14 protein-coding genes are annotated in these 15,473 nt (G+C 30.5%); 9 read left to right on the top strand and 5 right to left on the bottom strand.

What is annotated here, in order from left to right; genetic code table 11:
* The 3 genes from J2S15_RS20145 to J2S15_RS20135 all read right to left on the bottom strand — a co-directional run.
* Positions 1-412, bottom strand: a 412-nt coding sequence (locus J2S15_RS20145) for a hypothetical protein (RefSeq protein ID WP_307412237.1), incomplete at its 3' end; no start/stop codon positions are given.
* A 13-nt stretch (positions 413-425) separates the two neighbouring features.
* A complete protein-coding gene (locus tag J2S15_RS20140) occupies positions 426-1,163 on the bottom strand; it encodes an Abi family protein (protein ID WP_307412244.1) in 738 nt (245 codons plus the stop codon).
* A 39-nt stretch (positions 1,164-1,202) separates the two neighbouring features.
* Positions 1,203-1,391 carry an Abi family protein gene (locus J2S15_RS20135; RefSeq protein ID WP_307412233.1) on the bottom strand — a complete coding sequence of 63 codons (189 nt, stop codon included), beginning with the start codon at positions 1,389-1,391 and terminating at the stop codon, positions 1,203-1,205.
* A 714-nt stretch (positions 1,392-2,105) separates the two neighbouring features.
* Here J2S15_RS20135 and J2S15_RS20130 point away from each other — a divergent pair.
* Complete coding sequence (locus J2S15_RS20130) at positions 2,106-2,468, top strand: protein kinase family protein (protein WP_307412231.1); 363 nt, start codon at positions 2,106-2,108, stop codon at positions 2,466-2,468.
* Between the two features lie 35 nt (positions 2,469-2,503).
* The gene (locus J2S15_RS20125; RefSeq protein ID WP_442319977.1) at positions 2,504-2,971 is read left to right on the top strand and encodes a phosphotransferase family protein; all 468 of its coding nucleotides are present in this window, start codon (positions 2,504-2,506) and stop codon (positions 2,969-2,971) included.
* Between the two features lie 675 nt (positions 2,972-3,646).
* Here J2S15_RS20125 and J2S15_RS20120 read toward each other — a convergent pair.
* Positions 3,647-3,964 (bottom strand): transposase, encoded by a 318-nt coding sequence (locus J2S15_RS20120; protein WP_307412229.1) that lies wholly within the window; start codon positions 3,962-3,964, stop codon positions 3,647-3,649.
* 98 nt (positions 3,965-4,062) lie between these two features.
* The gene (locus tag J2S15_RS20115; protein WP_307412226.1) at positions 4,063-4,365 is read right to left on the bottom strand and encodes a hypothetical protein; all 303 of its coding nucleotides are present in this window, start codon (positions 4,363-4,365) and stop codon (positions 4,063-4,065) included.
* 526 nt (positions 4,366-4,891) lie between these two features.
* Between J2S15_RS20115 and J2S15_RS20110 the strand changes: the two genes are divergently transcribed.
* The 7 genes from J2S15_RS20110 to J2S15_RS20080 all read left to right on the top strand — a co-directional run bounded on the left by J2S15_RS20110 (position 4,892) and on the right by J2S15_RS20080 (position 14,418).
* Positions 4,892-6,007 (top strand): M20/M25/M40 family metallo-hydrolase, encoded by a 1,116-nt coding sequence (locus J2S15_RS20110; protein WP_307412223.1) that lies wholly within the window; start codon positions 4,892-4,894, stop codon positions 6,005-6,007.
* Between the two features lies 1 nt (position 6,008).
* On the top strand, positions 6,009-6,842 hold the full coding sequence (locus J2S15_RS20105; protein ID WP_307412220.1) for a YitT family protein: 834 nt from the start codon (positions 6,009-6,011) through the stop codon (positions 6,840-6,842).
* Positions 6,843-6,887: 45 nt separating this feature from the next.
* Positions 6,888-7,415, top strand: coding sequence for a DUF308 domain-containing protein (locus J2S15_RS20100; RefSeq protein WP_307412215.1), 528 nt, complete (start codon positions 6,888-6,890; stop codon positions 7,413-7,415).
* Between the two features lie 878 nt (positions 7,416-8,293).
* Positions 8,294-9,457, top strand: coding sequence for a hypothetical protein (locus tag J2S15_RS20095; RefSeq protein WP_307412212.1), 1,164 nt, complete (start codon positions 8,294-8,296; stop codon positions 9,455-9,457).
* Between the two features lie 663 nt (positions 9,458-10,120).
* Positions 10,121-10,798 carry a WxL domain-containing protein gene (locus J2S15_RS20090; RefSeq protein WP_307412210.1) on the top strand — a complete coding sequence of 226 codons (678 nt, stop codon included), beginning with the start codon at positions 10,121-10,123 and terminating at the stop codon, positions 10,796-10,798.
* Between the two features lie 31 nt (positions 10,799-10,829).
* Positions 10,830-11,876 carry a WxLIP family cell surface protein gene (locus tag J2S15_RS20085; protein ID WP_307412207.1) on the top strand — a complete coding sequence of 349 codons (1,047 nt, stop codon included), beginning with the start codon at positions 10,830-10,832 and terminating at the stop codon, positions 11,874-11,876.
* A 19-nt stretch (positions 11,877-11,895) separates the two neighbouring features.
* Complete coding sequence (locus J2S15_RS20080) at positions 11,896-14,418, top strand: pectate lyase-like adhesive domain-containing protein (protein ID WP_307412204.1); 2,523 nt, start codon at positions 11,896-11,898, stop codon at positions 14,416-14,418.
* Positions 14,419-15,473 lie beyond the last annotated feature (1,055 nt).

The following is a 15,473-nucleotide window of genomic DNA, read 5'->3' as shown; positions in this document are numbered from 1 at the left end:
CATTATCTTCAATTATACTTCTATCAATTTCACTATAAACAAGATTTGCACCTTGATATAAGCATGATACATTAATTTGAAATACATCAGAAAAATCTAAGTCAAATAGTCTTCTATGATACTCATTGACCTCATCATAAGCCAATTCCTCATCTAAATCATAAAGAGCAGAATCTTCAATATCTTCTTCCTCAATAAGAAACATATTAGGGCTCAAGTATGTTTCTTCATAAAATATAATTTCTGGATTTAGTTTATTTACAACCGCTATAAATTCATCGATACCTTTCAATATAACTTTTGGCATTTCTACCATTAAATCATCTTCATCACAATGAACATATAATATATCCGGTTTGCTGATCATCTTTTTGATTTGCTTGAGACTATATATCTTCTTCTTATTTTTCATAAATTCCTCCATTTTACTCATTATTTTGTGAAAGAGTAGAAATATCATGCCAATCTTCAGGAAAACCAAGCGAAGAAAGAACTTCATTATAACTAATTGTATTTAATTCATTCTTTAATTTGCGTACACGCTTTCTTAAAATATTATGCAATTTAGCAAATTGATTTTTAGTTAAAAAACATCTCATTACAACAAAAACATTAAAAATATCTTGCCTTCCTTCTTTTGGTTGAATCTCATACACTGTATGCAACTCTTTTATATATGGTGTATTCCTACTACATTTATAATCTAAAACTCGATTGTTATGTACAACCAAATTCCTTGTTTCTAATATATTACTCATAAACGAAATAACATGTTTTGGTCTAAGAATAACTGTTTTTGAATTTAAATTTTCATTTGTCAATTTTCCTATTTCTTTAGCAATCTTGTTTTGATCACTAGGCGTCATAAGTTTATAAAACAATAAAGTTTGTTCAAGTGTCATATAATTACATAGCACCCATAGTGGAACGTCCTGATGTTGATTAATATAGTGTTTTATCGAATTAGGTGTTGATTCGTTAATTTTGTTTTTAATAATTTTCGATAAGCTTGCAGTCAAATTAGATACCTTAAGTATATCTTTACTATTATAGTTTTCTGTATAAAGATATGGATACTTTTGCTCCTGATAACTTTCAGAATAATAGTAGGCTACAAGAGATTTAAAGTGATGTTCACACTCTATTATATACTCGAATAAAATACTCTTTAATTATTTATCGAAAAACTGCACGCATGCAATTTATTCAAATGAAGTTCCTTCTTTATAAACATCACAACTATCATGAAAAAACTTACTATAACAATTAACTACATTATAATAATTATTCAACAGCAAGTGTTTTTTTGCCTTCTGTGCATTGTTAAATTCAACTCCTCTTGATAATAATTTATTGTGCTGATCCTCAATAGAATGAAATGGTTTACTCATATTCCTTTTCCTCTCCATAAAACAAAAAACCCCTTCACACAAAATATGAAGAGGTTTATGCGCAAGTAGGTTCACTTGGAATTCTCTACTGCTAACGTACTCATATTCTATATGACAAAAAAAGAATTGTCAAGGGAAGCCCCTAAAATACTTTTTTATTTTTGGTGTGAGTTACTAGTCCTTATCCAAAAATTTATGTGTTTTATCCATAATATTATATCATAGATTATAGAAGCAATACGCTTTTAATTTATTTGATGGCAAAACATAGATATTATCATCAAAATCATTATAATTTACTGTCTTATCAGAGTTTAAATATGCATTTTTGCATATTGCATTCTATTCAATCATACAGCATTTTCTTCGGACTTACTTGTACTTCTAAAATCAATTTATTATCAATAAACTTAATTTTTATTCTTCAAAATAGTAATATAGAAACATATAGTAATATAGAAACATATAATATATAATGAAATCATGAAAGAATCTTATAACTTTATAAATTAACTAAAAATTAATAATTTTCACTATAATAAGCAACTTTTCAATATAGATGCAAAGTATCGTTCAAAAATTTCTAGTCAGCTTCATCATAAATAGTTGAATGAATGTAGAAAATCAATAATTTTATATATTTAAATTTTGAAATAAACCTGTATGAAAAAAATTTATAAGGAAGAAAATCATGTCATTCCTTTGGAGAAATATATGGAAAATAAAAATGACTTATCACTTAATCAATTCATCAATATTAATAATTTGACATATTTAGGTGAAGGTGGGACATCAAAAATATATATAAATGATGAAAATATTGTTTGGAAGATATTTGATAAAAATTATTCATTACATGAAATCGTTTCTGAATTTCATAAACATGAAATTATTAGAAAAATCTGCACCAACACTCCAAATATCTATCAATTATGGCTTTTAGGACATAATGGTATAATAAAAATGGAGTATATTAGAGGCAATTCAATTTTAAGCATAATGAAAAGAATTGGTGGACAACTAGGAAATATGCTAAACAATTTGGAACTATCCATAAAAAAACTTCTATACAAATAAACTTTGACTTTCCTGACATAAAAGAAATATTGAAAATGAAAATCCTTCAAGTTTCCGAACTTGAAGAAAAAGAAAAAAATTATATCCTCAATTTTTTGCAATCACTTCCTAATGGTAACAATTTATGTCATTTTGATTTCCACCCCCGAAATATTCTGAAAACTAAAAATGATTTTTATATAATTGATTGGGCATTAGCAGCAAAGGGAGATTTAAATTCTGATATAGCAAGAACAATTATTATTTTGAAATATGCTGATTTACAAATTAACAATCCAATAGTTCGGATATTTACAAGAATAAGGCGTTATTACTTCTTGTATCATTACCTACGGACTCTAGTTATTCGAAATCAAAAAAAAGAAATACAAAGTTGGTTTATTATTATTCTTGCAGCACGATTATCAGAAAGAATTTCAAAAAAAGAACGAAAGAAAATTATAAGAATTGTAAAAAAAATCTCAACCGTACCACGTTTTATTAATTCTAATTCTCCTTCATAAGATAGGAGTGTTTCAAAATTTGTGTAAATCTATAAATTGTTCTAGTAAAGTAAAGTTGCTGCACCAAGAAAGGAAGATGATAAAATAAATCAAGGAGAAGCAACATGAAACAGAAACGATATAGCAAGGAATTAAAGCAAAAAATAATACGCTTTCATTTAGAAGAATGAAGATCCATAAAAAGTCTTAATAAGAATACTATTTAGGTCATGGGACATTAAATTATTAGTTAAGTTAATCACACAAAGAAATGCAGATGAAATCATGTATAAGAAGAAAAAAAGCAAGTTACACAAAAGGGTAAGTACATCATCTGTTCCCTAATTTACTACAATAACAATTTGTTGTACAAGAAGCAAATAAAGTATGGTATATTGATTTCACTTATTTAAAATTGAGTACAGGTAGAAACCGCTATAATGTAGCATTATTGATTTGCATCGGCGTCGAATCGTAAGTAGTGTAAATGGAGATAGTATCAATAGTAGGTTAACCATTCAAGCATTAAGCGAAGCGGGGTTACAACATCAAGCGAAAGCAGGATTAATTTTACACAGAAATTAAATAAAAAATCAATAAGGATATTCATGAAAAATCAATCAATATAAACAATATAAAAGCACAACAAAAATACATCACTTTGTGGTGATTCGATATTATTATGATAAAATCAGTTTATACGAAATAGAGTCCCATTTGAGTATACTGCGAATATGTGTCTTGTAAGTTTTGCACAACCAGCGATGATAGCCACCTTACCTTAGGTGCTAATCCATCGTTTTTCTTTTTCTGAACAAAATCACGCACTTCATTGTTCACTGCCTTACTTTTACTTGTTCCTGCAACAACAAGAGATAATAAACACCTTAATCGATAGTTTCCTTTTTTTATAATCGACAAATGTTGTCCATCGCACATTCCTGATGAATGAACAGTTGGATCAATTCCAGCATATGCACAAAGCTTTGATGCACTTTCAAATCTTTCAATCAAAAAAACACAACAGCAATTCGTGCAGCTGTGTTTTTTTTGATTCCAGGAATACTAATCAGATAAGGGTATTCTTTTGTCTTCATACCCAAACATATAATTTAATCAAGTATTGTTTCCTTTTCACTCATTAGTGTCATCAAATCTTTAAGGTGAGTCGCAAATAAAATGACTAAAATATCGTTCTCTAGAATTGGAATTTCTGTTTCCTTGAAATAGTCCCTCACAAGAATAGCCAATCTCTCTGCTTTTCTAAGTCCGCAATAATCGCTTTTATGAAAGAAAGTAGCTAACTCCTTCTTACTTTTTTTATTCAATTTATACGGATTTGGATATTTTTTCATTAGTTTTAGAAAACTTTCTGTATATACTCCAAATAAGCTATCAATCCTTGGATAGATCATATCTAAATACTCTCGATACTTTACTTGTTCTTGACAAAAAAGTGAGTTTATCATATAGGATATAAAACAAGAGGGAAGATAGGAAAGGAATATACAACCATGTTTTCCTTTTAATATCAAATTAGAAAAATATGCAAAAACAAAGTGAGAGAGCTATGTCTTTGCATATTAGTAGGAGGGAACCTACCTCTTGCAAAAAAAGGGTATATCTCAGAGAGAACTATTTCCTCCTTTTGCTTTGTTATTATATCATTTTTTTAATAAATAAATTATTTAAATTTATTAAAAACTATGAGGCGAGTAAATTGCTTGCATGCAATGATGAACATGCCTATAATATGTTTAATTAAAGGAAGATTCTTTAATTATGAAAGGAGAAAGGTTATGTGCTTGATTGATAAATAAGAGTAGTATGTAGCATCAAAAATAAATGCAAAGTTTATAATTATAATGAATAAGTAACTATGTTAAAAAGAATTTATTAATAATTTTTAATTCGTAGGAATCTTTGAAAGGGGTAAAAAAAATGAAAACAAAAAGAATGATTGATAATTTTGAAGAAATGGTAGGAATTAATTCGGTTTCAAAAAATGAAGGTGAATACCATGAATATTTGAAGCAAGTATTTGAAGAATTAGGTTGCTTAGTATATGAAGATGATAGTATGAAAAAAACAGGGTTGGGAGGAAATAATTTATTATTCAGATTTCCTGGTAATCCTAGATTTGAACCAATTTTCTTTTCTTGTCATACTGATACAGTTGCACCAGGAGAAAATATTGAAATTGTAATTAGAGATGGAATTATTTATTCGTTAGGAGATACAATTTTAGCAGCGGATGATAAGGCAGGAATTGCAGCAATTATTGAAGCCTTTCGGAGGTTGAAAGAAAATGGCATATCTCATGGTCCAATTGAAGTAGTTTTATCACCTGGTGAAGAAATAGGATTGCTAGGTTCAAAAGAATTTGATGCAGAACAATTAGAATCACAATATGGTTTTATATTGGATAGTGCGGGTAAAGTAGGAACAATTACAATGGCGAGTCCAACATTAATGAAACTAAATATTACAATCATTGGAAAATCGGCTCATGCTGGTGTAGAACCTGAAAAAGGGATACCAGCCATTAATATTGCATCAGAGGCAATTTCAAAAATACCTTCAGGAAGATTAGATGAGAAAACAACTTTAAACTTTGGGACAATCCATGGTGGTATAGCCACGAATATAGTTTCTGATGAAGTTGTTATTGAGATGGAAATTAGATCAATTTCCCATGAAACATGTTTAACTAAGGAACAAGAAGTAAGAAATATTTTTCAGCAAGTGGTTAAGGCATGGGGTGGAAAAGTTTCTATAGATAGCCAAATTCTCAGCCGTGGATATGAGTTTACAGAAGAACATGAAATCGTTAAGCTTGCAATGTCTGCTACTCAAAAAATAGGACGGAAAGTAAAATTTGAAGTTAGTGGAGGAGCAAGTGATGCCAATTCTTTTAATGAAAAAGGGAAAGAAGCTATAACTCTATCCATTGGTTATGATAAAATTCATACATTGGATGAGAATATTGCAGTAAAAGAGTTAGAAGCTACTGTGGAGTTAATTCTAGCACTTATTAAAGATAAAGTGAGGAAATAGAATGAAAATAGTAAAAACATTTGTACTTATTCCATTTTCCATTTTACTTATTGCAACGTCTATAAACATGTTTTTAGGACCGTACCATGTAGCGGCTGGAGGAGTAAGTGGTATTGGGATTTTGATGGAGGAGTTTTTAGGTATTAATCGATCTTTCATTGTTATGTTTCTAAATATAATAATGCTAGTCTTAGCATTTCAGTTTTTAGGAAGAAAAGTGTTCCTTAATATTCTGCTAGGTAGTATCTTATTGCCAATATTTTTATACATTGTTCCAGAGTATCAATTACTGAATGATCAGATGCTTTCGGTTATTTCGGGTAGTGTGATTTTTGGTACAGGCGTAGCTATATTGTATAGAATTGATGCATCTAGTGGAGGAACAACAATCCCTCCGATGGTTTTTAAGAAGTACTTCAATCTCAATCCATCTATTGGGTTACTGGTTACAGATCTAACTATTGTAGTATTTAATATTTTTATTTTCGGAATGGATTCTTTTTTTCTAGCAATTTTATCTTTGATTATAACGTCAATCGTTATGTCATATTTGGAAACAGCATTCCATCAAAGAAAGCTTATCATGATTAGAAGCTATGAACATTTAGAAGAGATAAAGAAGGGAGTGCAATCATTGGTTGGTAGAGAAGTAACTCTATTGAATGTTTCAGATAATTTATCATCAAATAATGATAATATGTTGATGTTAGTAGCGAGTCAGCAACAGTATAAAAAAATTGTAAAACTAGTTGATAGTATCGATTCTAAAGCTATGATTATAGTTAATCGTGCTTCAGAAGTACATGGTGTAAGTTTCTCATACTATTCAGCTTAAAAGTATTTACGTTTATTATATATATTGAGAGAAAGGAGAGTTTATATGACAGAAAGATATAAATTTTTAATTCAAGGTTTTTTATTAATTATTCTTGGATTTGTGTTTTTAATAAATCCAGCTTTAAAAATAGCAATTTTCACATTAGTATCTGGAATTTCTTTGATGTTTTTTGGAGTACTTCAAATTATTGATGGATTGTTTAAAACACAGGGGATAAAATATAAATTGTTGAGGATTTTAGAAGGTTTATTGTTTGGGGGATTTGGACTGATTTTCTTGTTGAAGAACCCAGCGATTAGGCTAGTGCTCATAATATACACGGTGATTTGGATTATGATCCTATTATCTGTTATGAATTCAGTTGTGCTGATTAAATATAAAAAACCAATGCGTTGGATATCAATTATTTTGAATGTTCTGGTAATTTATTTTGGAATAACGGCACTATTAGACCCTCGATTAGCTATTACAGTTTTCTATTGGTCGGTATCATTCCAACTATTTTTTATGGGTTTCAATCATATTTCAATGTTTTTTATTTTACCTAAGGATGATACTAAATTAGAATAGATATGTATAAAATAGACATTTTAGAAAATAGATAGTCTGTGTTTTCTAAAATGTTTTTCTTATTTGTTATTAGAATAGCGAGTTGTCAAAAATAACTTTTTAGCTATAACTTTATACTTGATATTACTTATATCAAGAAAGTACATAATATAAAAATAAAGAATATCATATATTTAGATATTTTGTATCTTACCGAATAAATATCTCTTGACTAATATATTACCAATACAATTATTCTGAATTTATTTCTATGTATTATTAATTAAAATCAAATGTTTGAAAGAGGGGGCATAAAAGATAATGCAGTTTATTTTTTTGTTATTAGTAATATTTATCTACTATAGAAATGAAAATATAGTTAATGTATGATATTTAACTAGAAGCTAAAAATATTTAAACAGCAAAAATCATAAATGTATATGACATCTATAGATATAAGTAATTTTAACCCTTTATGTCTTAAAAAATAAACAAATCACTTCAGTAATTATTTTTTTGCTAATAGTAAATAGATGTGGTACTCCTCAACATTAATACCGTTGTTCATTTCACTTGTATGATTATAATTTATGTGATTAAATGATTTTATAGGTTGAGAGGTAACGGAAAGGAGAGGAAAAGAAGCGAAATCAATTATTGTTAATTATGATTTTACTTTCAAAAGATGATAGGACTATTGGGATAAAATGGATTCAAAATGCTTGTGTCAATTCTATATTATAGATTTACTTAAACTGATATAAGGAAAGGAAAAAATAGTATGATTTTAGAAGCTATATCATCTATTTGTTTATAAAATGATTATCTCAGAGGCTTGGATTACAGTGAATTTATCAACCTATAATAATATTTATTATAGAAAGAAAGGTGATTATAAAATGAATCCCGTTATAGCATTTACAATTATTATGATGATATGGACAATCAGTGATTTTATTTCCAAAAAGACGAAAACAATGCTGTCTTCGCTGTTTGTTGCATCACTTATATTTTTATTAGGATTTAAAACGAATATATTTCCTGAAGACTTGTTAACAAGTTCCTCCCTATTAACTCTTGGTACAACAATAGTAGGATTTATTATTGTACATATTGGAACGTCAATTAGTATTCAGGAGTTTAAGGCACAGTGGAAAACCTTTATAATTGGTTTTTCTGCAGTTATTGGAATTACTGTATTTTTATTTGTTTTTGGACCACTCTTTGAAACAATGAATCATGTTATTGCAGCTATAGCTGCAGTGAGTGGAGGAACGATTTCAATTGTTATGGTGCAGGAAAAGGCTGTTACATTAGGTTTAATTTCTGTTGCTGTATTACCAGTTTTGATATCTGCTTTTCAAGGAGTAATTGGATTCCCATTAACTTCAGTAATATTGCGAAAAGAAGCAAAAAGTATTCAAACAAGATACCGAAATGGAGAACTGAAGTTAACAAATGAAGAACATACAGAGGAAAAAGCATCTGGAAAATTGCCAAAAGCTTTTCAAACAACAGCAGGTACACTTTTTGTCGTTGGGATTGTAGTTGTTATCTCCATGAAACTTAGTGAGTTAACTGGAGGGATTATAAATACATTTATTATTGCATTGTTATTTGGAATTGGGTTGCGTGCTGCTGGAATATTTAAAAAAAATGTTTTAAGTGGGATTGATGCTTTAGGATTGATGATGTTAGGAATATTGATTATTATCTTTGGCCCGTTAGCAACGATATCAGTGAATGACTTAGTGGAGTTAATTATTCCATTGTTATTATCATTTGCAGTTGGAGTTGGTGGAGCAATTATTTTTGCAATTATAGTTGGTAAAATTTTAGGCTATAGTGTATCAATGTCAATTGCAATTGGATTAACATCATTATACGGATTTCCAGGAACAATGATTTTAAGTCAAGAAGCAGCGAATGCCGTTGGTGAGACACCAGAAGAGAAAAAGGTTATTGAAAATGAAATCTTACCGAAAATGATTATTGCAGGATTTTCAACAGTAACGATTACATCCGTATTCCTTACAAGTATTATTGTTGGATTTATGGTGTAGTATTTAGAGTGCGAGGTGGTGATTGAAGAATAGTAATAATTGAGTATGAATGAAAATAAAAAATATAATTATTTTAAGGGTTAATTTATATATGGAAATTAACCCTTTTTTATTATGTATAAAATACCATATACTAAATTATTAAAATAAAAATTTAGCCTGTGATCCAGTTAAAGGCAGAGCACACGATTAGTTTTTCTTACGGTTACGCTTATGTTAATAAGTATTGGTTACATTTATTTGTTATATTCAAACCTTAAGAAATAATATGGAACATCTATTTCAAAAAATATACTAAGAAAATAGTTGAAAATTTCTTAGTATTAAAATAGAAATTTAACTTTTATAGTAAAAAGATAGTCATTTATTTAGATAGTCGGATACTATAAGATTTTCTCTATAAAAATATAGTCAAACGTCTTGATTAAGTATTGGTTTATTTGTATAATCATGATGAAGCAAGGACAGCAACTAGAAAATGCTTCGAAGGGCGATATATCATGGACAATATCTTACTGTGATTTTTACTATCAAAGATGATAGTTGATATAATTCTCAAATTCGAATTCATTCATAAAGGACGTGAAACCGCAAAATTCTAAATTTTGAAGTTCCACTTTTTATAGTATGCTCTTTGCTCAAGAAAGAGAGGAAATATATATAATGAAGAAAATCATTCTATTAAGTGCATTAGTATTAGGTGTATTTGCGTTTAGTAACAAGCAAGTAATCAACGCAGAAGAAGAATCTACATCTACTGGTGCCACAATTACCTTTAAAGGTGATAATACTGATCCAACAAACCCAGTTGATCCTACTGATCCAGATAATCCTGGTACAGGACCTGGTACTGGAATGGAGGGACCATTGAGTCTTGACTACGTTCCAGAGATGACATTTGGGACTCAAGAGATTACTGGAAATGTTGAGACATATGATTTAACTAATCTACAACCATATGTTCAGGTTACAGATAAACGTGGCTCAGGAGCAGGTTGGAAAGTTTCGGTGTCATTGACATCATTCCAAAACACAGATGCTTCAAAATCATTTGATGGTGTTATAACCTTCAAAAATGGAGAAACTGCAACTACAACCGGAAATAATTCCGTTAGTCCTACAGCGTCGAATCCTGTAACAATTACTTCTGGTAATAGTGAACAAAAATTAGTAGGGACAACTGCAGCTAATCAAGGTATGGGTACCTGGGTAACACGGTGGTTCCCTACTGAAAACGATGCCACTTTAAATGATTCAGTTCAATTAACAGTGAATACTGCTAATGTATCAACTGATTCATATAAAGCAAATTTAAACTGGATTATTTCAAACGCTCCATAGAGAGTGATTTGCATAGAGGAGGAAGACCACAATGAAAAAAATCAAAAATAAAATCAAGTTTTTAACAATTCTATCAATGCTAATAGTTAGCTTCGGCATTGCGGTCACCTCTGCATATGCACAAAGCGAAACACCAGTTACTTTTTCTGTGAGTGCAATCATTCCAGAAAACCAAATTGATAAAAACTTAAGCTATTTCGATTTAAAAATGGAACCAGAAATGACGCAGACGATTCAAATAGTAATTACAAATAACAGTAATGAAGAAATTACAAGTAATATTCAAATTAACGCTGCTTCCACTGGAACAAACGGAGTAATTGCTTATAGTGAGCATGGGATACAAGATAAGAGTATGGAATATTCAATCGAAGATATCGCTGAAGTAGCCACACCTGAAGTCGTTATTCCAGCAAATAAAAGTACAACAGTAGATATTAAACTTACAATGCCTAAAGAATCATTTGATGGTGTTATTTTAGGTGGTGTCTATGTAACAGCAGAGAGCAATATTGAAAATGAAGAAGTTAATGAAAATGGTTTTGAGATTGAAAATAAGATTGCTTATGCATTAGGTTTAAAACTTACTGAAAATGAAAAGCAAGTAGAACCAAATATGAATTTAAAATCAATTGAGCCGTCACTGGAAGCTATGCGTACTGCAATGAATATCAAATTGCAGAACAGTGAACCAATTATTATGAAAAATGTAATGATTGACGCTCAAATATATAAAAAGGGTGAAAACGAAGTCTTACATTCTGCAAAAACAACAACAGCTGAAATCGCACCAAACTCAAGTTTTGATTTTGTTGTTGATTGGGAAAATACGAAAATTGAACCAGGCCAATACCGTTTAAAAATGCGAATAGAGTATGAAGACCATTATTGGGAATGGGATGAAGAATTTGAAATCAAAGATGATAAAGCATCATCTGTAAATGATGATGCAATTAACATTGAAGATGAATTCCCTATCTGGATTATCATAATAATTGGTGCTGGTATATTGAGTTTATTATTATACTTAGCATTTATCTTTGGAAAGAGATCAAAGAAAGACGAAGAAGAAAAATAAGAAAGAAAGGAGTGGTCTCATGAAAAAAACAAAAATTATAAGTTTAGTGGTAATTGTAGTTCTTGGTATCTTTACCTTATTTTCATCTGTTTATGGAAATGAAGTAACTACTGATACTGATGAAGAAGACACTAATATCACAGAAGAAACAAAAGTTGAAACTGATGAGACTTTTGATACTCCTGATTTAGAAGAAGCTACTGAGGAAGAAACAAAGGAAACTGAAGAAGTGGATACAGAACAAAAAGATACAACCGAAGAAGTAAGTACAGTTCCTTCTGCTTTAGCTGTAAATGAACTTGCAGTTTCTTCCTACAGTGAACTGAAAGCTACACTGGAATCTTCAACTGACGGAATCAATACTATTTATCTTGCCAGTGATATAACAATGGAAACAACTGGAATTACTGTCAGCAGTGCAAAATCAAATGTAGTAATTGATGGTACATACGATGGTGTCCGACATACAATAACCGAAGGTAAAGCTGCTGGTGCAACTAATAACATCTATATAAACAATGCAAATATGAGTAGTTTTACGTTAAGAAATGTAGATATATTTGCGTACAACTATTATGGAACCGTAAAAGTTGCTGATGCGGTTAGTGGAGTTACACTAATCTATGACAATATCGTATACAATGGGCCTCAGATAACACACAATCCATATGGACATGCTGTGTATAAAGATAGTACCATCAATATTCAATACAATGGAACAAGTGCAGCACAAGAAGTTGCGGAGGTTGTAAATGTAGATTTTTATGGAACTGTGAACATTACACATAGCAATGCATATCACATTTTTTATTTCTATCAACCTTCCGCTATGACATTTCATGAAAATAGTACAGTAACTGTAAATGCAGGTAGCAATCCTATGTTTTATAATTCAACTGTAGCTATTACAATGGAAAAAAATGCATCATTTTATTATGTAAGTAGTGGTCCTAAATTGAGTAATCTTAACAATTCGATTCGTTCAATGACGCTTGGTGAGAACAGTACATTTGACATCAAACTAAATGGTACTACTACACTTGATTATGCCACTAGATTCAATGGTGAAGTTGTAATTAACAAGGATGCAAATTTTAATATCACTACACAAGCACCAATATCAACTTATCTGATTTATGGGACGACCGCTAATAACTGGACGTTGAATGGTGGAAATGTAACTATCGAAACGAATGCAAGTGTAACAAATGTTGTATCTGCGAACACAATAAAAATCAATAGTGGATCATTTAGCATCAATAATAATGTAACTCAAGCAATTGGAGTAACTCTAACTAATGGAATTACAGTAGAAAGTGGTGGTAGTTACTATCAGTACAGTAAACAGACTACTGCCTATTCCTTCAATGCAAGAGGAACAGGCAGTGGCGGTGGAGTGAATATAAATGGTGGATCATTTCATCTTGAAGCTGGAAGCGTTAGTGCACAGTATCTGTTAGGTTCTACAGCTCCTGTTATCATCGGTAAAGACTCTGATGTTTATGTATATGCAGGAAGTGGGCCTGGAACAGCATTAATCTATATGACTGCTGCTGCTGGATATATTGATATCAGCGATCCTAGAAGTGTATTGTTCTATAGTCCGGGAAAACGTGTTATTCAATATACTGGAACACGTCAATTCAATATGACTGCAAATCAAATTAACTTTTGGACAACTGCTGCTCTTCCTGGATATCAGTTGTGGAATCCACCACAGTATTTTTGGAACAAACGATATACAGACGAAAACTACACAATTAATGGTACATTGGCTGCTGGAGTAAATGGTGTATACACGATTATTTCATCAAATTACGAAGCTGACGATGGTTCAACTGGCAATCCAGTAAATCAGTTTATAATGAGTAATTTAAGTGTTCTCTCTTTGGGCCGTTTGGAATTGTCAGTGGATCCTATATCAGTTCAAAAATCAACATTGAGTGGTGTCAGTGTACCAAATGCTATTCTGCTAATTGAATATAATGGTAAAGAACAGACAATTAATGCAGATGAAAATGGCAATTTTACTACTACACTAAATAACCTTACTGTTGGTGACCGTATTGATGTTACTGCAAACAACCGATATTATCTATATCAGAAAGCAGATGTGATTGTGGAAGATAATGGTGGATTGTCATTTCGATATGTTCCTGAAACCTTAGCATTTCATACGGTCGATATCCCTTCTATCCCAACTCTTGTACAACGTCAGGTAGAAGCATGGACAATCCAGATTGAGGATACACGTACCACAAAAACAAACTGGAAATTGTTTGTGACACTTGAACAGCCATTTATGGACGAAAACAACAATACAGTTAATGATTTAAATTTAGTATATATAGATGAAGCAAATGAAGAGTTTATATTATCTTCACAACCAATACTTGTTTATTATGGCGATGCTAATCAAGAACTTACAAATGTTTTATGGGACTCAAACCATGGTATCTTGGTTAAAGTATTTCCGGGAGTAATTTACAAAGATACAGAATATAACGCTAAAGTTACATGGACATTACAGGATACTCCATAATGGATAGTAAAAACAGTTAAACCTTATCCTATATTAACTATCTATGAGAATAAGCGGATAGATTATAAAAAGGTGAGCATTCTAAGTCGAAATATAACACTCTCGAATATTTTGAGAGAAATTAATTATAGATATGATTAGTTTTATAGATTATCAAGAAAATACTGGTTTGTAGGTTTTTTCTTGAAAGGCAACTGCAACAGTTTTTTTTGACAGAGAGTTAAGTTACCTCTAATAATAGTTGTTGATATTGATATGGCGTTTTCATAAATTTGGTATGAATTCGCTCATAAATATAATATTGTTGGATATACTTCACAATGCTCTGCTTTCGTATTATGACGATTGGTATTATCAGTTCGCTTTTTATTGTCCGATGGAAAGATTCAATGACATCATCATCGGCTGGTGTTCCTTGGGCGCTCATTGATTGTTGAATGTTGTAGTGGATCTCAATGTACTTAAAAATATCTTGTTGAGTTTATTAACGATTCTCATTGCGTGAATCGCTAATAAGCTCTTTTTAATGCTCGATAAAATGATTCCGTCATTGCATTATCATAAGGATAATACAATGAAAATCAGGAATTGTTATTGCCAGAATACCTTTTATATAGATTTTGATGTGTCCCAGAAAATCCATTTGGATATGAAAGACACTAGGATGACAGAATTGATAAGCAAGGAAATCAAGATAAATGTGATATTTTCTTTATATTCATACTGTTTATGAGATTTCCGTTTCTTGTAGATAGTTGCATAGGGAAGTTTTATACGTTTCATAGTTAATTTCTTATCATTAATGATTCGATACACCATAGGTACTGATATAGTGATGAGAGTGATGTTATGTACAATACAGTAAATAGAAAGACTGTTAAAAACACCTTCTTTAATTGCACGATTAAGATAATTAAATGTTTCTTCATCCATATCAAGACCTTGGCACTCTCAACTAAGGATAGTGTCAAATAAGTGTGGAAAAAGAAAAAAGTAAAAAGAGAATAAAATAAGTTCAAAAGATAGCCTGAAGTTAGTTGATACGCTTCAGGCTA

It is taken from the genome of Breznakia pachnodae (assembly GCF_030814225.1).
GTDB lineage: Bacteria > Bacillota_I > Bacilli_A > Erysipelotrichales > Erysipelotrichaceae > Breznakia > Breznakia pachnodae.
This window is presented reverse-complemented; position numbering and strand designations above follow the sequence as displayed.